Source organism: Paenibacillus sp. JNUCC 35, from assembly GCF_058269095.1.
On record NZ_CM177771.1, the window covers coordinates 3,415,079 to 3,434,825 of the forward strand.

Here is a 19,747-nt window from a genome sequence, read left to right on the forward strand (position 1 = left end):
TCTATCTCACTCCTTCGCCTACCGCTTCTTTTTGCGGTTCCGTGCTGCCTGCGGCCGAAGCCGCCTTATTGCGCAAATAGCTTTCATAACCGTAGCAGACGGGTGCCCCGTTCTCCGGGTCCAGCATAATCCGGGCATCGATGTGGAACACCTGATTCAGCACTTCTCTGGTGATGATTTCATGAGGATGTCCGGTCGCGATAATTTGCCCGCTTTTCATAGCGACGATCCGATGGGAAAACCGAGCCGCATGGTTGATGTCGTGAAGCACCATGACGATTGTCTGCTTCCGCTCCATATTCATTTTCTCTACGATTTGGAGAACTTCCAGCTGGTGGGCCATGTCCAGGAAGGTCGTCGGCTCGTCGAGCAGCAGCACTTCCGTATCCTGGGCGAAAGCCATCGCCAGCCATACTTTCTGCCTCTGTCCGCCCGACAGGCTTCCGATCTCTCGATCCCGGAAGGAGGCCACATTCGTGACTGCGAGCGCCCACTCGATCACTTCTTTATCCTGGGGAGACAGCCTGTTCAGGTTTTTGCGGTGCGGATAGCGTCCGTACGAAACGAGTTCTTCCACTTTAAGCTCCGGAGGGGCGACTGGATTCTGCGGCAGGAGCGCGATATGCTGAGCAATCTTCCGGGTCGGGATCGCATTCAAATTCTGTCCGCGGAAAAAAACGTTCCCGTTCTTCTGCTTCAGAATGCGTCCGATCGTTTTAAGCAGCGTCGATTTACCGCAGCCGTTTGGCCCGATGATGGTGGTGACCTCCCCTTCCTTCACCTCAAAATTGAGATCACGGAATACGCTGTTCTTTTCATAACACGTTTCCAGATTCTCCACACGTATGATACTCAAGGACGAACACTCCCTCTATGCTTTAGCCTTAAACAGCAGGTAAATAAAATACGGAACGCCTATGATCGAGATCATGACACCTACAGGCAGTTCGACCGGCATAAATACCGTTTTGGCGATAAAATCCGATCCGATCACGAGCAGCATTCCGATAACCGCACTGACCGGCAGAACACGGTTATGATGAACGCCGACCAGACGTTTGGCGATATGCGGCGACATCAGCCCGATAAAGCCGATCCCCCCGGACACGGAAACGCACGCGCTGACAAGCCCGATGCTGCCCAGCAGAAGAATCCCCTTCTGCCTTTCCACATTTACCCCCAGACTTTTCACGCTGCTCTCTTCGAGCTGGAAAAGATCCAGGGTGTACGCGCTTCTGCGTATAAGCGGGATCAGGATAAGCAGCCACGGCAAAATGGAAACGACATATTTCCAGTTGGCGTTGTAAATGCTGCCCGACGTCCAGACGGCGGCCATTTCGAAATCTTTGGCATCCATCTTGAGCGTCAGGAACAAAGCCAGAGCGCTGAATCCGGCTCCGATTGCGATTCCCGTTAAAATCAGGCGCTGGGAATCGATCCGTCCGTTTTTCCAGGAAAACAGGTAGATGAGAACGGCGGACGCGAGCCCGCCGACCAGCCCGAACAGAGGCATCGTCATAATCCCCCACCAGCCCGTACCGTGCAGCTTGCCCTGGAAGAAAAACATGAAGATAACGATGGCTGCCCCGGCGCCGGCGTTGATGCCGAGAATGCCCGGGTCCGCCAGCCCGTTGCGGGTAATTCCCTGAATAACGGTTCCCGCAATGCCGAGTCCCATGCCGACCAGTCCCGCAATCACGATTCGCGGCAGCCGGAATTCGAGAATGACGAGATCGTTCTCGGGACTCGGATCGATCCGGAGGAGCGTATTCACCACGTCCCCGACCGTGATATCGAATGAACCGTTGGTCAAGCTTGTATAAGCGGTGATCGCGATAAGTCCTATGCCGGTAAGAAGGACCAGCATATAGCGGCTGAACGATTGTTTAGGCATGCTTTTCCCCGCCTCTCGTCCTCGCCAGATACAGGAAAAACGGCACGCCGATAATAGCGGTCACGACACCGATCGGCATTTCGTACGGATAATTCAGGAAGCGGCTGAGAACGTCCGCCAAAGCCAGGAAAATACCGCCCAGCACACCCGCGCACGGAATCACCCATTTGTAGTCGATTCCGATCAGGAAGCGGGTAATATGGGGAATAATCAGTCCCACAAATCCGATTTTGCCGGCCAGAGCTACCGAGATCCCCGTCAGAATAACGACCGCGCCCATCGCGACGATCTTGACCAGCAGCGTTCTCTGTCCCAGGTTAATGGCGACTTCTTCTCCCAGCGAGAGAATCGTGATCGATTTCGCGATCCGGAAGGCCGCGATGAGACCGATAACCGCAAAAGGAATGCACAGCAGAATCAGCTTGGGCTCCAGTTGATGAAGTCTCGCGTTGTACCAGAAGCTTATGTTCTGCGATTTCTGAAAATACATGGAAAGAGCCGCCGAAACACTGCTGAGAAACGTGCCGATGACTGTGCCGACGATCGCCATCCGCACAGGTGTCAGTCCGTTCGGGAGCAGCGAGGCGAGCCCGAATACAATGCCGACCCCGAGCGCGGAGCCGATCAAGGAATAGAAGATCATATCCAATGAAGACGAATTGGGCAGAAATATCATGCAAAGCGTAATGACAAACGCTGAGCCGTCGGTCACCCCCATGATGGAAGGGGATGCAAGGTAATTCCTTGTCATCCCCTGCATGAGCGCGCCCGATATGGCAAGGAACGCTCCGATTAGAAGCGCCCCCACTACTCTCGGCAAACGGGAGGTCCGGATGATCTGATGATCGACATTACCCGGATCGAAATGGAACAGGGCGTCCATGACCGTTTGCAGATGAATTTGTTTGGCCCCGTACAGAATGGACAGCACAATGATGAACACGATGATCACAGGTGAAGCCCATAAGATCCATTGAGGTTTTGCCAGACTTCTTTTCATATCGGATTACTCGTTTCGGTTTAAAATTTAGTTGGTCAGCTTCGGAAGAGCGGCCTCAAGGAACTTGAACTTGCTGTACGACGTTCCCCCTTGCGCCAGCGGGTCTACGACATTGATAAACACTTTTTGGTTTTTCACGGCCGTAATACTCTGCCAGATCGGATTCTTCTGAAGGTCTTCCATCACTTTCGGCTGCTCTTTATTCTCGTCTTCGGAGAACTGGATGAAGATATAATCCGGGTTAATTTCAGACAATTTCTCCATCGAAATCAATTGCTGCGCCTTAGCCTGCTTCACTTCTTCGGGCGCGGTGAGGCCCAGATCGCCGTACAGGGATGAATTGAAGAACACGCCTTCCGGATAAATGGCGATGCTGCCCGCACGGAGACGAATCGCCAGCACTTTTTTGTCTTTCAGCGACGCGCCGAGTTTCTCTTTTGCGGCGGCGGCTTCTTTTTTATATTTCTCGATCACTTCTTTAGCCTTGTCCTGATGACCGGTCAGTTCCGCCAGCACGTTCAGATTGGCTTCCCAATCGGTCGAAACGTGGGAAATCGGGAGCGTGACTTTAACCTTGTTCATCTTTTCCATCATTTCCGGCGGAAATTTGGTGGAACCGAGAATGACATCCGGTTTCAGTTTGAGAATCGTCTCCAGATTCGGCTGCGTTTTCTCGCCCACGAATTCCGCCTTGTCCGTAATGCTTTTAAACAGCTCGGGGAACTTGCCGCCGACTGAATTTGCGCCTACCGGTTTCACGCCGAGCACGAGTGCGTCTTCCATCGATTCGAAGGAGCCGGCCACTACGATGCGTTCCGCTTTGGACGGTACGGTATATTCCTTGCCGAGGTAAGTGATTTTACGCGTTTCGTTCGTGCCCGCCGCTGTCGGGGCCGGGCTTTTCGCCGCTTCCGCGCCGCCTGTCTTTGCCGCCTCTTTTTGCGCTCCGCATGCGGAAGATAATAGTGTTACGGCAACCAGACCGGCTGCCACCCATGTTTTTTTCATTTTTCTCTAACCCCTCTCTGTATCCGGAAAAAATGTGTTTGTATCCATACCGAAAATCCACTTCAATGCTTCGGGAAACTGTTCCACGAATACGGGAACTTGATGCTGCCCGCCCTCGCCGATAATGAGGCGCAGCCTGGCGCCGTTAAAACCGGAGTCCGCAAGCAGCGTGTAAGCCTGCCGGGTTCTGGCCATCATGGCACTCTGAATCGTCTTCTTGCCGACGCCTTCTTGATCCCCCACATACATGTAAAACCTTTGGCCTTCGTCGGCAATCATATGCCCCCGCATATACTCGATGATGCCTTCATACCAGAAGGACCCCGAGATGCTGCCGATTCTCCCGAAAACCGAAGGATGCTCGAACGCCGCAAACATCGAGATCAGACCGCCGAGCGAAGCTCCGATCATCCCCGTACCGGCAGGTCCCGCCAACGTCTCGTAGCGTCCGTCGATATAAGGCTTGAGTTCATGAACGACGAGATCCAGGTATTTTTTGCCGTAGCCGCCGAAATCTTGGACGGATTCCACCAGCGCCTTCGCCGGCCAAGGCGTATATTCATCCAGCCGCTCATCCGGCTCCAAACCGACGAGAATCAGTTCCGGCAGCTTCCTCTCCCGGAAAAGCTCTTCCATACGGGTAACCGCCTGGTTGGTGACCGTATCCATATAATCGGACGGATCGTTGACATAGACGACCGGGTAACGCTTGTCCGTCGAGCCGTAGGACGGCGGCGTATAAACGGTCAGCGTCCTGCCTTGAAAGACTTGCTGCTCCAGACTTCCTCTTTCTCTACTGCTTTCCATGCCATTCCCCCGACGCTCTCTTTGTAAAAACTGAGAATCATTATCACTTAATAACAAAAAAAAGAGGGAGGTTCTTTTTTGAATATTTGTATTGATAACAATTCTCAATTGAAATTATAACCCACGTTTCTTTAGCGGGACATGGACAATACACGGAATTCAATCTGGACTATTTCCGCAAAAAGAGCTTTTCCACTTCACCCAAAATACGCTCGTGCCCGGAAGCCGAGTATTCCCGCCAAGGATCGGAAGGGATTTCGTAAACCCGGTTCTGCCGCACCGCGTGGAGATCCCGCCAAAGAGCCGTCGCCTGCAGATCTTGCCATCGCCGGAGCGTCTCCGTTTCCTGGCAGACGTTGACGAGGATATGGTCCGCGTCCAGCTCCGCCAACTGCTCCGGTAGAATCGGCACATTGATTTGGTCCCGGGTGTAGTCAAAGGCCGGCTTCATACCCAGCTCGTGAAAAAACACGTCTCCCATGCTCCGGGTTCCGCATATCCGGATCTCCTGTTTATGTAAGCTGATCAGCAAAAAAGTTTCTTCTCCCGTCCGTTTACGCAGTCTGCCGCGGAGCGACTCCACGCGGCGGTCGTATTTACCGAGCCACGTTTCGGCTTCGGCCGTCCGGTCCAGATAAGCGGCGATAAGCAGCAGCTGCTCCCGCCAATCCGCCGGGCGATCGGGAATATACAGCACTTTTCCCGCCTGCTCGAGGCGCTCTTTTTCTCCCGGATTGAGGGTGTCCATCGAAAGGATAAGGTCCGGCTTCGTTTCCCGCAGCTTCTCGATGTTGTGCTCCCAGTCTTCGCTGTACCGGTAGGCGCTGAGATGAACGGGAATATCGGACCGGTAATTCTCGTAATAGTGGCCGGTCCATTTGGGATGAAGGGGCGCCGCATACGGAAGATGATGAATGGCCAACAATTGGCCGATCAGATGCGAATGATGGACCGCGATTTTTTTCCGCCGGTTCTTCATATAAACCGTGGGCGAGACGCCCACTTCCTGCTTAAACTTCCGGCTGAAGTAAAATTCATCCTGATAGCCCACTACGTGAGCGATGTCCTTTAGGCGGGATTGGGATAACGCCATTAACTGCTTGGCGCGGTTAACCCGCTGTTCGGTCAAGTAGTCGATTACGCTGAGGCCGTACGTTTTTTTAAACAAATCCCCATAGTATTTCGGAGATACTTCGGCCATTCGTGCGAGCTCGTCAATCGTGATGTTGGTCTGGTAGTGATTTTCGATATAGTGCCGGGTGCGTTCCAAAGCGCTTCGGGCATCCAGGTGGGATTCGTCCCGCATATGGGCGGAAATCGAATGGATCAATTCAAGAAAAGCCGCCTGGGCTCTCAGCCGGTCGAAAGGATCGGCACTGTGCCAGTAGGTAGAAAGTGCCTCGCTCAGCACGGAAAAATGCGAAAGAGAATGAACGGGCAGCACCTGCGGTTCGTTCCACGTTCCCTTCCGGCATCCTTCACCCGTCTCGTCCTCATAAAAAAGGTCGAATCCGACCCATGTCAGCTCCAGACCGCCTGCCTCCGTCTTCATTCCGATTACTTCGCCGGGCAAGCAGACATGTATGTTCTCTGCTTCCAGGCGGCTAAGACTGCCGTCCCGCTTCAAAGCTCCTTCGCCGGCCGTAACGACGATCAGCACATGCTGATCGATGAGCCGGTAATCCATTTCCCAGCCGTCCCCGGCCTTGATTGCTTCAACTTGACGTACTTTATAGGAAACGTCCGTAACGGCTGCCGATAAACCCGGACGCATTTTTTCGTTGTCGGTTATAGAGTCACTCAACCGTTTCTCCTCCCATTCTGTTGGAATATCGTTCTGTTCCCGAGTCTGCCGGGTTTAATATACCGAGATACATGTTTCTGATAATGATTCTCAATATCATTTGATTATAGCAGATGTTCCGTTCTTTGAGAATCCGAATGAAAAAAAAGACCGCACATGTCTGTGCGGTCTTCCATTGTTCCGGCGGTACCGGCCGGTATGCGGCTTTAACCTTGCGAAGCTTCCCATGTTCAGTCCCCTCGTAAAATGTTTCATACGCGGCTGCATAGGCTATTTGTTTTCCATCTGCTGTGGCACTTTGAAGCCTTGATTTATAAGGATTTTCTCGATTCTAATAGGGTTCTGTTTAGTTGTCATCTTGAACGAAGCAATTCAACTCTTTCAGGCATTCCATTAATAAATGATGCCCATTCCTCCTCGCCCTCCGATCTGCTGATAAGGCTGCTGCCGATAAGTTTGATTCCATCCTGATAAGTAAGCAAAAACAAAAGTAACACTCACTCTCAAATTTTTGCTCAAAAAAATATGATATCATGAGATTATGACAGTCTGGACAAATCTGCTCCTCAACAATCTTTGCAATTTCTTCTTTATACTGTTTTTGATCTTTCTCAAGAAAGGCGCTTCGAATTCGCGGAATCAACCCACTATATTTTGCCGATTTGTGCCATGCTTGAGTAGGATTTTCAGGAACGATTTCTTCAGAATATAAAAGCATATCCAATTCATTTTTATAGAAACGGGAAGATGATTAATTCTTTCAACCTTAGGACGGGTGTAATGAGGCAATAATTGTTGTATGTAAGCCGAATAGGTATCATTTAGCATTCGCTGGGATTCTGCTGCTAAAGTATCGAATATCAAAGAAGACTTGCCTGATCCTGAAACACCAGTAATAATGGTGACTTTCTTTTTAGGAATGTCAACTGAAATATTCTTTAAATTGTTTTCGTTAGCAGATCTTATCTCAATCATTTCATTCATTAGATTTTCTCCTTTCTTGGAAGGCTTGAGCCACTCTCAAACAAAACTCTGCAAATAAATAACGATCAATGACTTTGTAAATAAATTTAGAAGCAAAATAATAGCTCATGCTGCTTGAGCATGAGCTATACCAAGTTCGTTAATTTGAATTAAGGTTTAGGCGTTCCCGTTATTTGTCAACACGGTATGTCGACACTACACATTCAACATGACTGGAGTACGTAATATTGCGATGAATCTAGGCACTATTATCGTATATTGTTTTTTAGATAAATACAGAAACAAATTACCTATGATAAGGCGATTTCTTCAACTATCGTACCCGTTAGCTTAACATCAAAAAAGAACCTAATAAAACAGGCTATCATTCATATATTTTATTCATATACCATAACCCAATATTTTTCTTCTGGTTTACCTTCTTCAACAACTTTCTTCCAACCATTATTTTCATAGAATTTCATTGCCTTTTGATTTTCAGACACACACTTCAATCTTATTGGTTTATTCATTTTTTCTATGGAGGCATTAACCAACTGACCACCAACACCCTTACCTGAGAAATCAGGGCGAACAAATAAATTATGTATAAAATTATCTGGCAAGTACAAAGAAGCAAATCCAAGAATTTTAGCATCTTCCTCTGCTAAAATTATATACTCTCCTACAGTATGCTTATCAAAATCTTCTAAAGTCATTTCTTCTATATCCGCCCAATAAAAACTTTTACGACGTGATTCTAAGTATATACGTCTTAAAGCAGGGTAGTCTAATTCACTCGCTACTCTAATATTCATATTTTCACTCTCACTTTCTTTTACAAAGATAAATAATAACGTATCATTTAGAATTATTTCCATTTATATATTTTCGGGTTAAAATCTAGATTGTCCTTCTTCCACTAAACTGCCCCGTTAGCTTAATACCAATGCCTAAGTGTACACGATCATATCATTACAATCAATGCCTTTGAGCCGCACGGTCACATCTCAATTATTGTTTCAGAATCATCAATATTAGACACTCCACATGACTGGAGTACGTAATATTGCAATGAATCTAGGCCCTATTATCGTATATTGTTTTTTAGATAAATAGAGAAAAAAATCTTTTCCGTACACTTTATGTGTTTTTAGCTACTTCGCGGAAATGTGGAACAACTTCGGTCAATATGTCGTAGGCTTCTTGTAGCTTTTCAACCCCTGCGCCGTCGTTATACTTCGTAATCAGATCGGCAGCATGGCGTAGGTCGTTCGCGGTTCCTTCGTCGGGTGCAATGGTGGCGGCATCTACGTATATTTGCGGTTCAAGGTCGGCGGTCATTAGTTGAACGGGCGTAAGTGAATCGTAGTTATCTACAAAGGTGCCTAGGCGTTCGGTGGCTTCGGCCATGCGGGTTATGGGCGTCGTATCGTCGACCGTCCTAGATACTCAAGTAACAAGGAAGACAAGCCCGATAACCACCGCTACTAGGACAAGGGCGATAACATCACGCTTTAGGTCTTTTACTTCACGGCTAGTCATTGGCGAATCCCCCTCATTGTCTAAGGAAAAATAATCCTATAAGGTCATTATACATAAATGCCCAACAATAATGTAATCTTTCCTATTAACTATCCTGGCAGTTAGCTTAATATCAGTGCCTAAGTGTACCGATCATATCATTACAATCAATGCCTTTGTAGCTGGTATAGCTTAATAACAGAGTCGACGTGTACACAACCATTAAAATTAATACATTTGAGCGATACTGTCACATCTCATTAATTCAGTACCATCAATATTAAGCACTCCACATGTGTCGTATGCGCGAACATCCCGTCGCTCGTTAGAGAACCGCATGACGGGCGGTCTCAAAACCTGCTTTACTTCTCTACGGCTAATACCGCCTGATGAGATCAGGCCGTTTTTCTGTCCAATGCGAACACCCAGAGCGCAAGCAGCATGCCGATCAGGGACAAAACCGCTCCGGCCCAAGGAAGCGTCGATAAACCGGTTTGGTTAATGACCATGCCGCCGAGGAAAGCTCCTCCGGCATTACCGAGATTCAAGGCCGAATGATTGGACGTTGAAGCAAGGGCGGGAGCGTCTTTGGCCAGCGTCATAATCTTGACCTGAAGGCCGGGCAACACTCCGAAAGCGGCGACGCCCCATATGAAAATCGTCACTACAGCCGCAGCTGGCAGATAAACCGTGTAGGCAAAGACCGCCAAAATAAGCGCCAGTACGGCGAAACTGCCGATCATCACCGGCATCAGCTTCCAGTCCGCCAGCTTTCCGCCCAGAATATTGCCGAAGGTAACGCCGAAGCCGAATAAAACGAGAATCCACGTCACACTGTGCTCCGCATAACCGGTCACCTGCTCCAGGAGCGGGGCGATATAAGTGAACACGGTGAACAGGCTGCTGCAGCCGATAGCTCCCGTAAGAAGAACAAGCAGCAGTCTCGGCTGCGCCAGCGCCCGGATCTGCCGGACCAGGCTGGATGATTCCTCCCGGGGAATGACCGGAATCAGGGCCAGGATTCCGATGAGCGAAATAACGCCCATCACGGCCACTGCCCCGAACGATGCCCGCCAGCCCAGATTCTGGCCGATAAACGTGCCGAACGGAACGCCGATGATATTGGCGATTGTGAGTCCCGCCATCATTATGGAGACAGCCGCGGCCCTGCGGTGCGGCTTCACCAGATTGGCGGCGATAACCGAGCCGACGCCGAAGAAAGTGCCGTGCGCCAGCGCGGTCAACAGCCTCGCCCCCATCAGCAGGCCGTAATTCGGGGCGATGGCAGCTACCATGTTGCCGAGGATAAACAGCACCATCAGCAGGCAGAGCAGCATTTTCTGCGGCAGACGGTGTGTAGCGACCGCCAGCAGCGGGGCCCCGACCGCTACTCCGAGCGCATAGCCCGTAATCAGTTGTCCCGCATGCGGGATGGAGACATGAAGATCCCCTGCCACATTGGGCAGCAGCCCCATAATGACAAATTCGGTCATTCCGATGGCAAAGGCGCCGCACGTTAAGGAAATTAGCGCGAGCGGGAACCGGTCCTTGACCGTTTCCGTTTTACCCGCAAGTTGTGCATGATTCATGATGTCCGGTTGATCCCCTTTCCGCTATTCGATAAGACAATGATCTATGTTAGCACGCTTATTGAATAAACTCCACCCTGCAGGACCGACTGATAACGATTATTGATCGGCAATCGGACGGCAGCATTCGGCCGGAATCCGGTCCGCCAGCCATACTTCGTTCCCGGCATAATAAAACCGGACGCCTTTATGTCCAGCGAGGGCTGTATCCACCTCGAGAATGACGAGTTCTCCTCTCCTCTTTCCCGCTAAAGCAGCGAAATGCAGCCCTTCGGACAGGTGCACGTATTGGCGGGACATGGGCAGGAGCCCCTCGGCCATAATTAGGGCAACGGCCTTCCGGTTCGTTCCGTGATAAAGGACAGAAGGCGGTTCGGCCGCCTCGTACGTAATTCGTTCATGACTGTGCCCGTATCTGGCCCGGATATAGTCCTCCGCAATCTCGAACCGCTGTTTTTCGCATTCGCGGACTACTCTTTGAATGTCTTCGGGACGAACATCTTCGAAACCGGACACACGATTCAAAGCAGTCAAAAAATCCCCCAGAGAGCAGAAACCCTCTCCGTCGAGAACAAGTCTGAAATTTCCCGGCGTGTGTCGCAACATTTTGCTCATCAGCTTGCTTAAGCGTGTATCTTTCTTTGATGTCAGCATCTTTATCAAACTCCTTTGATGACAGCCATCGGCCTGCACTTGGCAACAACGGACGCGAGGCCCGCGCCGACGACACTTTCGATAATTTGATCCACATCCTTATAGGCCTGCGGCGATTCGTCGAGAATCGTTTCGAGGGAACGCTGGTTCACGACGACCTCGTCCTCCGTACCCACGCGCATACTGGCGGAAAATTCATCTACGGTTACGAGCCTTTTCGTAGCACTTCGGGACCGGATGCGCCCCGCTCCGTGGCAGATGGAATGATAATTGGCTTTTCCTCCGTCCGCACCCACCATAATATAAGAAGAAGTTCCCATCGAGCCCGGAATTAACGCGGGGTGGCCCGTCGAAGCGTAAGGCTCGGGATTATCCGGATGATTTGCGGGAAGCGCGCGCGTAGCCCCCTTGCGGTGGACGAATACCCGGCGGCCTTCATCTTCCGTATCTTCCTCCCAAGCGTAGTTATGCATCAGATCGTAGAGGGTGGTCAACTCGAATTTGGAACCGAACACGTCTTTGCCGGCTTCCCGGATGGCATACGCGATAAGATGACGATTTACGACCGCATAGTTCAGTGCCGAATACATCAGATCCGTATACTGTACGGCCAAAGGGTGATCCAAGGAGGCGAACAGCAGATTAGGATCGGCTGTCCCCATACCTTCGGCCCGCATCATTCGTTTGATGTCGCTTCCGCACAACTGGCTGACCGATCCGCCCCACGCACGCGATCCGGAATGGATCATGACGATGACCTGACCGTCAAACAACCCCCATGCTTCCGCCGTCGCCCGGTTTTCTTCCGCAATTTCCACCGACTGGATTTCGGCGAAATGATTGCCTCCCCCCAGCGTTCCGAGCTGGCGATGAGAACGGTGCCAGACGTTTTCCGGCAGCCGGTTCAGCGAATTCTCGTCAAAACCGAAGCGGCTCGATTCCACGTGAGTCAGCGATTTGGCTTTACGCGGCGTATAGCCGTCGGGAATGTACTTTTTCGGAAGGCCGTGAAGCCCTTTTTTCACCACCGTCTCCAAACGAATATCGGAAAAATGTCCTCGGGTATGGGAATCGACCGGCAAGTACTTCTCAATCGTGCGCACCAGCTTCTTCCGCAGCTTCAAATCCTTCAGCTCGTCCTTGTGCAGATTCGTCAGATGAACCCTCATGCCGCAGCCGATATCGCTCCCCACGATAGAGGGGGATACATACCCGTCCTCACTGTTCCAGACGGCCGTAGTGCCGATGCAGGTGCCGACTCCGACGTGTACGTCCGGTGTATAACTCATATAAACCCCGTTCGGGATTTGCAAATTGTTGTTTGCCATTTCGAATACTTTATAGTCCAGCGCCTCATATAAGGACGGTCCGGCGTACACGTGTACGATCCCCGAGGGCAGTTTTACCTGGCGGTAGTAGTTTTCTTTCATAGATAGACTTCCTTTCTTGGTTGAGAAACTTGATAAAAAATAAACGCAAAAAACCATGGACCTCGCGTCCATGGCTGTCTGCAGCACGGTTATTCAGGACGGCATGCGGAAAACATGCACCTGACCAACTTTCACATGATCCCGTCGAGACCGGTGAAATGGACTTCTCTGTTCAATTGAGTGCGGGAGATGGTAAATGTCATTGTTTCCGGCCTCCTTTCGAATAATTGTACCCATCATACGGTCTGCTACGGCAAATTGTCAATCCATACCACTGGGAAAAAATAATTATAATCATTCGAACCTTAAAAAATTTACATAAAAACGGGGCTGATCTACAATCAAGCATCCCTCTTTACTTTTGCTTAAAACGATCAAGAAATTTATAATGGCAGGAGGACACTAAGCTCATAAGAAGGAGAATGCACGATGAAGATTTATGCGGTTCTCTCGTTTAACGGAGAGAGTACGGAGAATGTGTGCGTGACGCCGGACGAAGAGAAAGCCATGGCGTTTAAACCGGAAGATTTCGAAGATTGCGATGCGCTGTTCCTGGAAATTTGGGAAGACGGCGAGAAAATAGACGATTACCGTCTCGTTTGAAAAAAAGAACCAGCCGGCCCTACTTTCCTAGGAAAGAAGGAGCTGTGCTGGTTCTTTTTATAACCTTCTCCGCTATGCGGACTCGGGATACTTAAAACAGGCCGGACTCCGTTACCGTTTTGTAGAAGTCTCCGAATTCCTTGAAATTCAGCTGCTGGGCAGCGTCGGAAAGAGCGGTAGCCGGGTCCGGATGGACTTCGACCATTACGCCGTCCGCCCCTGCGGCAAGTGCCGCTTTCGCACAGGGCGCCAAAATATCTTTGCGTCCCGTGGAGTGGGTGACGTCGACAAGCACCGGCAGATGGCTCTCCTGCTTGAGGATCGGCACGGCCGAAATGTCGAGCGTGTTGCGCGTCGCCTTCTCGTAGGTGCGGATCCCTCTCTCGATCAGCATCACCTGCGTGTTGCCCCGGGACACGATGTACTCCGCCGCATTCAGGAACTCATCGAGCGTGGCCGCCAGACCGCGCTTCAACAGAACGGGAACGCGCACGTCGCCGGCCGCTTTAAGCAGCTCGAAGTTCTGCATATTGCGCGCGCCGATTTGGATCACATCGATGTAATCGCAGGCGATTTCGATATGCGCCGGGTCGACGATTTCGCTGATCGTTTTGAGGCCGAATTCGGAGGCCACTTCTTTAAGAATTTTCAGCCCTTCGATGCCAAGGCCCTGGAAATCGTAAGGAGATGTCCGGGGTTTGAACGCCCCTCCGCGCATGACCGTCACACCGGCTTCTTTCAGAACAGCCGCGACTTGACGGACCTGTTCGTAGCTTTCGACGGAGCAAGGACCGGCGATCATGACAGGCTTGCCGTTTCCGACCGAAATTCCGTCACCCAGTGTGACGATCGTGTCTTCTCTCTTGTTTTTGCGGCTTACGAGCAGATGTTTCTTCTGGCCTTCCTCCTGCAAGTTAAGCGACGCTTTGAAAATCTGCTTGAACAGATGCCGGACCGTCTCATGGCTGAAGGGCCCTTTATTGAGCACCACCAGTTCATCGAGCATTTTCTTTTCGCGGACGGGATCGAATTTCGGGACTCCTTGGCGTTCTTTCTCCTGTCCGATCTCCTGAACGATTTCAGCCCGCTCCGAAAGCAGCTCCAGCAATTGGCCGTTAATCGTATCCAGCCGTTCACGCAGTGTATCTAAATTTCCTTGTGCCATCGTAATCTCTCCTTTTTATGTCCAGAAAATAAAAAAAGACCTCTCCTCCGCAAGGGACGAGAAGTCGTGGTACCACCCTTATTCGAGAGAACGGACTGCACAAAAAAGCTCGGTCCTCTCACTTTCGGCCCTGTAACGAAGGGAATACGGGCAACCCTAGAGAAAGCCGCTTGCGGCTGTCCATCAGGCACCGGCTCCGGAGTGAACTTCGGCGGGGACATTTTCTCGGACGCTCTCAGTCGGTGGCGGTCCGTTCCTGTCATAAATGTCAATCCGCTTACTCTCTCCTTCTCAGCCTGTTCAACAAGTAATTTTACTCATTCTACTCCAATGGGAAAAATAAAAGCAAGCTATCGGTTTAATGCGAGGTCGCTTTACCGTGATGAATCAACCTCCCAGCCCGGCAATCAGCCGAAGCGGACGAGCACGTGCCACAGCTGCTTCAAATATTGAAGCACCTCGGCCGGGGTCCCGAAGTCCGCCCATGCTTCCGGCTGACGATGCAAGCTGGCCGCGGCTCTGCCGATCGCGGCCGCATCGAACACGTCCGGGGATGCCGCCCCCGTCCCGTAGGACGCAGCGACTCGCCGCGCAAGCGGAGGCATAACGGGTCCGCGGAAATCTTCCGGCACCGATCCGGCGGCAAGCCGGAAGCCGGGATGCCAATAGAGCGGAATCCCGTAAGCCTCGCTCAGCGCGTCAAGCTGCGCGCCGGTGGCGGTGCCTTGAAAGGACGGGTCCGCGACGAGCGCGTCCACATCGGACTCCAGGCGGATCGCCCCGTGTATCTGCGCTTCGATGTAGGCGTCGAGAGCGCGGCCTATTCCGCCGGAGGCACCCGGACCGGGCAGCCCGTTTTTGCTCGCAGGCTCCGCCGCGCTCAGACAGCGGGCTGCAAACGCCCCCGCATCGCGCACATCCGAAGCGAGCGCCGAGCCCGTGGTCCGCGCCTCTTCGAGCAGGGCCGCCAGCACCGGCATAAACACCTTGCGGGTGCCCGCATGTTCCGGCTGCGCATGGCTGTCCCCGCAGGTAAACGTGCACCGGTCCAGGACGCCGGCTTTCAGCCGGAAATGGCAGGACCCGAAGCGCGGCGACGCCCCGTCCGCGTAGCGCATCACGTTCAGCGCGCCGTATTTCGGCCGGTCGCACGGCTGCACGCTCTCCGCCTGATACGCGCCCGCGAACAGGCTTCGCTCCCAGCGGTCGCGGTCCCCGCCCGGATAAGCGCTCAGGCCGCCGCTGGAGATGCGCGTTTCGAACTGGCTCCGGTATTCGCCGTCCTGCAGCAGCCCTTCCGCAACGGTAAGGCCCCCCGCAATGAGCCGGTCCGGGTGAAAATTCAGCGTGACGCGGGAGCGGGCCAAAACCGCTGCGCACAGCTCCTCCGCGGACAAAGCGTCGAAATCCGCCTCGCGCAAAATCCCGGCGGCCTTCTCCCTCGCATGCGGCTCCGCCGCCGCTGCTTTGGCCTCAATGGCCTCCAGTGCCCGCTCCTGGCAACGTTTCAGCTCCGTCATCGCGAATCCCCCTCTCCGCATCTTCTCGTGATGATACCTGACTTCCTGCAAACATCCTCATGTATCCGCGACGATGTCTGACTTACTACAGATTATAGGCCCGAAACACGACAAAGGCCAAGGGAAAAATCCCCCGGCCTTTGCGGTCATTTTACAGCTGCTGCAAAAACATAAATTGTTTATCGCCCATACCCGGAAGTCCCTCGTGAGCAAAATCGGGGTAGATCTCCAGCTGTATCGGCGCCCTCAATTTATTAAGCACCGCATACTGCGTGGACGGCGGGCATACGGTATCCATCAGGCCGATGCCGAACAAAATATCCGCCGTAATCCGGGAAGCCAGGTGCTGGATGTCGATATAGCCCAGCTTGTAGAACACTTCGTCTTCCCGCTTGTGCTGGGGATCGAAGAAACGGAAGTACGTACGCAGCTCCGCATAAGCGTCCTTGGCCAGATCCATTTCCCAGACGCGTTTGTAGTCGCTCAGAAACGGGAAGTTGGCCGCGACCTTGCGGATGCGCGGCTCCAGTGCCGCGCAAGCGAGCGCCAGCGCGCCGCCCTGCGATCCGCCCATCGTGGCGACGCGGCTGCCGTCCACTTCCTCGAAATCCATCACGATCCGCGCCAGACGGACCGTATCCAGGAAAACATGGCGGAACAGCAGCTCGTCGGGATGCTCATCCAGTCCGCGGATAATGTGACCGTGATGCGTATTGCCCGCAATCCCGCCGATATCCTGCGACTTTCCGCCCTGACCGCGTACGTCCAGCGCCGCTACCGAATAGCCGAGCGCGGCGTACGGAAGCCGCTCCAGCCAGTCTCCGGCATGGCCGGTATAGCCGTGAAACTGAAGGACCGCCGGATGCGGTTTGCCGTCCGATTTCGGTTTCACGTATTTGGCGTGAATCCGGGCCCCTTTTACACCGGTAAAATACAGGTCGAAGCACTCGGCGTAAGGGACCTTAAAGTCCGACGGAACCAGTTCCACCTGGGGATCTACGGAATCCAGTTCGGCCAGCGCGCGCTCCCAGTACTCGTCAAAGTCTGTCGGACGCGGATTTCTTCCCTGGTACTCTTTCAGCTTTTCCAATGGCAGATCAATTAAGGGCATTTTGAACTTTCCTTTCTTCTTGTATATGTATAATTGGAGGTTTTTTCCTAATCTACCTTGATCATATCACCCGGTTTAAACAAAAAACAACCACAATTTTTGCTCCGTCTAAAGCAGCACCATGTAAATGACTGCCGCCAGCACGAGCCGGTAAATCGCGAACGGAACGAGCTTAATCCGGTTGATCAGCTTCAGAAAGAAGCGGATGGAAATCAGGCCGAACACAAACGCGCTTACAAAGCCGACGGCGAAGAAAGGGATGGCCTCCGATGGAATCGAGTCCCAGCTTTTGAGCAGCTTCAAAAAGCTTGCGCCGGCCATGATCGGAACGGCCATAATAAACGTAAAATCGGCCGCCGCCTTGTGGCTCAGCCCCAGCAGCACTCCCCCGGATATAGTGGAACCCGAACGGGAGAAGCCCGGCCACATGGCAAGGCACTGGAACAAACCCATGCCCAGCGCTTGTTTATACGTCAGCCGGTCCACCGTATCGGTCTTCGGGCCGGCCGGCCGCCGCCATTCCGCAACCAGCATGAGGACGGCTCCGAGTACAAGCCCGATGACGACCGTGCGTGTGGAGAACAGATACTCGTCGATATAATCTTCGAAGAGAACGCCCAGAACGCCGAAAGGAATAAGTCCCACGATAACTTGAAGAAGGTTGAGGCGCGGACCTCCCCCGTCCTGACCCGGTAGTTTTTTCAAGCCGAACAGGTTCATAAAACGGTCCCGCATCAGAACGACTACAGCCAGGATGGAACCGAGCTGAATGACGACCTTGAAGGTGTTGGCCGCCTGTGGAGTAAACCAATCCTTGGTCTGAAACCAGGCATCATCCACGATAATCATATGGCCGGTGGAAGAAACCGGAGCAAACTCCGTAAGCCCTTCGACCAGTCCGAGTATAAACGCCGCAAAAGCTTCCCATAGATTCATAGCCGCATGCTCCTTTTATTGAATATCCGATTTGTTAAAGTAAATAATCGTTGCCGCCAACCCCGCGATAGACGCAGCCAGAATGGCAAGGACAGAGTACAGAACCGGATATTCGGGCACATATGCTTTGTTGGCGACGACGTGAACCGCCGACCATGGAAACAGAGCGCTGTACTTCTTATCTACAAGAGCTACGTTTGCCATAGTGGCAATGGCCGTGAAAATAATGGTCGGCACATAGTTTTTGAACCAGAACGTAACGAAAATTGAAGGGGTCGACAGCAGAAAGAGCAGGACCGCTCCGATCAGATACCGGCCCAGCGAGTACAGAATGACGTGGATCGTGAGCCCGTCGAATCCGCCGATCAGCCCGAAAACGAACGTAAATCCCCAGGATATCAGCGTCAGCGCAACGATCCAGATCAGCAGCATAAGCAGTTTGCTGAAAAGCAGGCTCGTGCGCGAAACGGGAATGGTCAGCAGATTTTTGAGCGTGTCCTCCACGTATTCCCGGTTGAACAGGTAAGCCGTTATGACGCCGTACAGCAGAGTTCCACTGAGCAGCAGCACATACATATTCGTGTTGTAGAAGGAGATTTCGTACGTAACGGATGTGTCCGGTTTTTCGCTTTTCATGTTAAGGAATCCGATAAACATAAGGACGGGCGCGGCGGCGGCTCCAATGACGCTGACCAGGAACATTTTCGCGCGTTTTAATTTCAACAGTTCGGTATACAGCAGATTAACCAATCGTTCCGCCTCCTATCAGCTTGATGAAATAATCCTCCAGCCTGTCTTCACTGATCGTAAGGCGGGAAACGTCGATGCCGTTCTCCACGAACAACCGGTTCAGACCGGCTTGACGGCCGATATGGGAATAGATGCGGATTTTGCCTTCACCCCGGACTTCGTAATCGTGAATGTCCAGCTCTTTTTCCAGCAGCATGGCCGCCTTGTTGTCGTCCGACACTTGAAACTCCAGATGTTTGCGGTTGCGTTTACGAAGTTCTTCGAAGGAAATTTCCTCCAAAAGACGACCCTGGTGAACAATCCCGATCTGATCGGCCAACTGTTCGATTTCGGGCAAAATGTGGCTGGAAATGAGGATCGTCATTTTCCTTTCCTCGGCGAGCGATTTGATCAGCCTCCGGATTTCCTTGATCCCGATGGGATCGAGACCGTTCGTCGGCTCGTCCAGGATAAGAAGCTCGGGATGATGCAGGACGGCTCTCGCTATGCCGAGACGCTGCTTCATGCCCATCGAATACTGTCCGACGAGCTTTTTCGGCTCCTGGTGGAGGCTGACGATTTCAAGCGCGTCCTGGATCGCCGTCTTCTTGTGGACCCCCATCAGCCTCGCGTTGATCAGGAGATTTTCGGCTCCGGTCAAATTTTCGTAAAAGCCCGAATGTTCGACGATCGAACCGATCCTTCTTAAAAGATTTCGTTTGTGTTTGAACAAATTTTCACCGAAAAGTTCGATCTGCCCTTCCGTGGGTTTAATCAGCCCCAGCAGCATCCGGATGGTGGTCGTTTTCCCCGCTCCGTTGCGGCCCAGGAAGCCGTAAATCTGTCCCTGCCCCACGGTCAGCTCCAAGCGGTCCACCGCTTTCTGGTCTCCGTAAGTTTTGGTCAAACCCGTTGTTCTGATAATGGCGCTCATGGTTCCCTCCTGCTCCGTATGGATCTTTTCTCTGTCTTTATTCAGGATAAGCAGCCGATTTTAAATGCCTCTTAAC

19 protein-coding genes are annotated in these 19,747 nt (G+C 52.1%); 1 reads left to right on the forward strand and 18 read right to left on the reverse strand.

Translation table 11 applies throughout. The features are described 5' to 3' along the window. Position 1 precedes the first annotated feature (1 nt). From AC2TF6_RS15485 to AC2TF6_RS15540, 12 genes are all read right to left on the reverse strand, one after another. Entirely contained in the window at positions 2–856 is an 855-nt protein-coding gene (locus AC2TF6_RS15485) for an ABC transporter ATP-binding protein (protein WP_491307508.1), read from the reverse strand. Between the two features lie 15 nt (positions 857–871). Continuing rightward, positions 872–1,867 carry a FecCD family ABC transporter permease gene (locus AC2TF6_RS15490; protein WP_491311667.1) on the reverse strand — a complete coding sequence of 332 codons (996 nt, stop codon included), beginning with the start codon at positions 1,865–1,867 and terminating at the stop codon, positions 872–874. A 19-nt stretch (positions 1,868–1,886) separates the two neighbouring features. Beyond that, positions 1,887–2,894: a FecCD family ABC transporter permease gene (locus AC2TF6_RS15495; protein WP_369996240.1), complete on the reverse strand. Its 1,008-nt coding sequence runs from the start codon at positions 2,892–2,894 to the stop codon at positions 1,887–1,889. 27 nt (positions 2,895–2,921) lie between these two features. Next, entirely contained in the window at positions 2,922–3,902 is a 981-nt protein-coding gene (locus AC2TF6_RS15500; RefSeq protein WP_491307509.1) for an ABC transporter substrate-binding protein, read from the reverse strand. 6 nt (positions 3,903–3,908) lie between these two features. After that, a complete protein-coding gene (locus tag AC2TF6_RS15505; protein ID WP_491307510.1) occupies positions 3,909–4,709 on the reverse strand; it encodes an alpha/beta hydrolase in 801 nt (266 codons plus the stop codon). A 169-nt stretch (positions 4,710–4,878) separates the two neighbouring features. Then, a complete protein-coding gene (locus AC2TF6_RS15510; RefSeq protein ID WP_491307511.1) occupies positions 4,879–6,513 on the reverse strand; it encodes an ABC transporter substrate-binding protein in 1,635 nt (544 codons plus the stop codon). 639 nt (positions 6,514–7,152) lie between these two features. Then, a complete protein-coding gene (locus tag AC2TF6_RS15515) occupies positions 7,153–7,497 on the reverse strand; it encodes a P-loop NTPase family protein (RefSeq protein WP_491307512.1) in 345 nt (114 codons plus the stop codon). Between the two features lie 377 nt (positions 7,498–7,874). After that, positions 7,875–8,294, reverse strand: coding sequence for a GNAT family N-acetyltransferase (locus AC2TF6_RS15520; protein WP_491311668.1), 420 nt, complete (start codon positions 8,292–8,294; stop codon positions 7,875–7,877). 325 nt (positions 8,295–8,619) lie between these two features. After that, the gene (locus AC2TF6_RS15525) at positions 8,620–8,889 is read right to left on the reverse strand and encodes a hypothetical protein (protein ID WP_491307513.1); all 270 of its coding nucleotides are present in this window, start codon (positions 8,887–8,889) and stop codon (positions 8,620–8,622) included. A 506-nt stretch (positions 8,890–9,395) separates the two neighbouring features. Next, complete coding sequence (locus AC2TF6_RS15530) at positions 9,396–10,589, reverse strand: MFS transporter (protein WP_491307514.1); 1,194 nt, start codon at positions 10,587–10,589, stop codon at positions 9,396–9,398. Between the two features lie 99 nt (positions 10,590–10,688). Next, complete coding sequence (locus AC2TF6_RS15535) at positions 10,689–11,243, reverse strand: RNA 2'-phosphotransferase (RefSeq protein ID WP_491307515.1); 555 nt, start codon at positions 11,241–11,243, stop codon at positions 10,689–10,691. A 5-nt stretch (positions 11,244–11,248) separates the two neighbouring features. Then, positions 11,249–12,673: an RtcB family protein gene (locus AC2TF6_RS15540; RefSeq protein WP_491307516.1), complete on the reverse strand. Its 1,425-nt coding sequence runs from the start codon at positions 12,671–12,673 to the stop codon at positions 11,249–11,251. A gap of 429 nt (positions 12,674–13,102) precedes the next feature. Between AC2TF6_RS15540 and AC2TF6_RS15545 the strand changes: the two genes are divergently transcribed. Further along, positions 13,103–13,276, forward strand: coding sequence for a hypothetical protein (locus AC2TF6_RS15545; RefSeq protein WP_491307517.1), 174 nt, complete (start codon positions 13,103–13,105; stop codon positions 13,274–13,276). Positions 13,277–13,367: 91 nt separating this feature from the next. On the opposite strand, the gene AC2TF6_RS15550 is transcribed toward AC2TF6_RS15545, so the two are convergent. The 6 genes from AC2TF6_RS15550 to AC2TF6_RS15575 all read right to left on the reverse strand — a co-directional run bounded on the left by AC2TF6_RS15550 (position 13,368) and on the right by AC2TF6_RS15575 (position 19,671). Beyond that, complete coding sequence (locus tag AC2TF6_RS15550) at positions 13,368–14,441, reverse strand: bifunctional 3-deoxy-7-phosphoheptulonate synthase/chorismate mutase (protein WP_491307518.1); 1,074 nt, start codon at positions 14,439–14,441, stop codon at positions 13,368–13,370. A gap of 407 nt (positions 14,442–14,848) precedes the next feature. Then, positions 14,849–15,961 carry a DUF3626 domain-containing protein gene (locus tag AC2TF6_RS15555; RefSeq protein WP_491307519.1) on the reverse strand — a complete coding sequence of 371 codons (1,113 nt, stop codon included), beginning with the start codon at positions 15,959–15,961 and terminating at the stop codon, positions 14,849–14,851. A gap of 151 nt (positions 15,962–16,112) precedes the next feature. Next, the gene (locus tag AC2TF6_RS15560) at positions 16,113–17,072 is read right to left on the reverse strand and encodes an alpha/beta fold hydrolase (protein WP_491307520.1); all 960 of its coding nucleotides are present in this window, start codon (positions 17,070–17,072) and stop codon (positions 16,113–16,115) included. A gap of 108 nt (positions 17,073–17,180) precedes the next feature. Continuing rightward, complete coding sequence (locus tag AC2TF6_RS15565) at positions 17,181–18,008, reverse strand: undecaprenyl-diphosphate phosphatase (RefSeq protein WP_491307521.1); 828 nt, start codon at positions 18,006–18,008, stop codon at positions 17,181–17,183. Between the two features lie 15 nt (positions 18,009–18,023). After that, the gene (locus tag AC2TF6_RS15570; RefSeq protein WP_491307522.1) at positions 18,024–18,758 is read right to left on the reverse strand and encodes an ABC transporter permease; all 735 of its coding nucleotides are present in this window, start codon (positions 18,756–18,758) and stop codon (positions 18,024–18,026) included. Beyond that, complete coding sequence (locus AC2TF6_RS15575) at positions 18,751–19,671, reverse strand: ABC transporter ATP-binding protein (RefSeq protein ID WP_491307523.1); 921 nt, start codon at positions 19,669–19,671, stop codon at positions 18,751–18,753. Before AC2TF6_RS15575 ends, AC2TF6_RS15570 begins: the two co-directional genes overlap by 8 nt. Between the last annotated feature and the right edge of the window lie 76 nt (positions 19,672–19,747).

What these genes read in the sequence shown, in the direction of transcription:
- AC2TF6_RS15505 (WP_491307510.1), bottom strand. Translation starts at nt 4,709, where the DNA reads ATGGAAAGCAGTAGAGAAAGAGGAAGTCTGGAGCAGCAAGTCTTTCAA.
- AC2TF6_RS15525 (WP_491307513.1), bottom strand. Translation starts at nt 8,889, where the DNA reads ATGGCCGAAGCCACCGAACGCCTAGGCACCTTTGTAGATAACTACGAT.
- AC2TF6_RS15555 (WP_491307519.1), bottom strand. Translation starts at nt 15,961, where the DNA reads ATGACGGAGCTGAAACGTTGCCAGGAGCGGGCACTGGAGGCCATTGAG.
- AC2TF6_RS15560 (WP_491307520.1), bottom strand. Translation starts at nt 17,072, where the DNA reads ATGCCCTTAATTGATCTGCCATTGGAAAAGCTGAAAGAGTACCAGGGA.
- AC2TF6_RS15495 (WP_369996240.1), bottom strand. Translation starts at nt 2,894, where the DNA reads ATGAAAAGAAGTCTGGCAAAACCTCAATGGATCTTATGGGCTTCACCT.
- AC2TF6_RS15535 (WP_491307515.1), bottom strand. Translation starts at nt 11,243, where the DNA reads ATGCTGACATCAAAGAAAGATACACGCTTAAGCAAGCTGATGAGCAAA.
- AC2TF6_RS15565 (WP_491307521.1), bottom strand. Translation starts at nt 18,008, where the DNA reads ATGAATCTATGGGAAGCTTTTGCGGCGTTTATACTCGGACTGGTCGAA.
- AC2TF6_RS15490 (WP_491311667.1), bottom strand. Translation starts at nt 1,867, where the DNA reads ATGCTGGTCCTTCTTACCGGCATAGGACTTATCGCGATCACCGCTTAT.
- AC2TF6_RS15515 (WP_491307512.1), bottom strand. Translation starts at nt 7,497, where the DNA reads ATGAATGAAATGATTGAGATAAGATCTGCTAACGAAAACAATTTAAAG.
- AC2TF6_RS15540 (WP_491307516.1), bottom strand. Translation starts at nt 12,673, where the DNA reads ATGAAAGAAAACTACTACCGCCAGGTAAAACTGCCCTCGGGGATCGTA.
- AC2TF6_RS15500 (WP_491307509.1), bottom strand. Translation starts at nt 3,902, where the DNA reads ATGAAAAAAACATGGGTGGCAGCCGGTCTGGTTGCCGTAACACTATTA.
- AC2TF6_RS15520 (WP_491311668.1), bottom strand. Translation starts at nt 8,294, where the DNA reads ATGAATATTAGAGTAGCGAGTGAATTAGACTACCCTGCTTTAAGACGT.
- AC2TF6_RS15575 (WP_491307523.1), bottom strand. Translation starts at nt 19,671, where the DNA reads ATGAGCGCCATTATCAGAACAACGGGTTTGACCAAAACTTACGGAGAC.
- AC2TF6_RS15545 (WP_491307517.1), top strand. Translation starts at nt 13,103, where the DNA reads ATGAAGATTTATGCGGTTCTCTCGTTTAACGGAGAGAGTACGGAGAAT.
- AC2TF6_RS15550 (WP_491307518.1), bottom strand. Translation starts at nt 14,441, where the DNA reads ATGGCACAAGGAAATTTAGATACACTGCGTGAACGGCTGGATACGATT.
- AC2TF6_RS15530 (WP_491307514.1), bottom strand. Translation starts at nt 10,589, where the DNA reads ATGAATCATGCACAACTTGCGGGTAAAACGGAAACGGTCAAGGACCGG.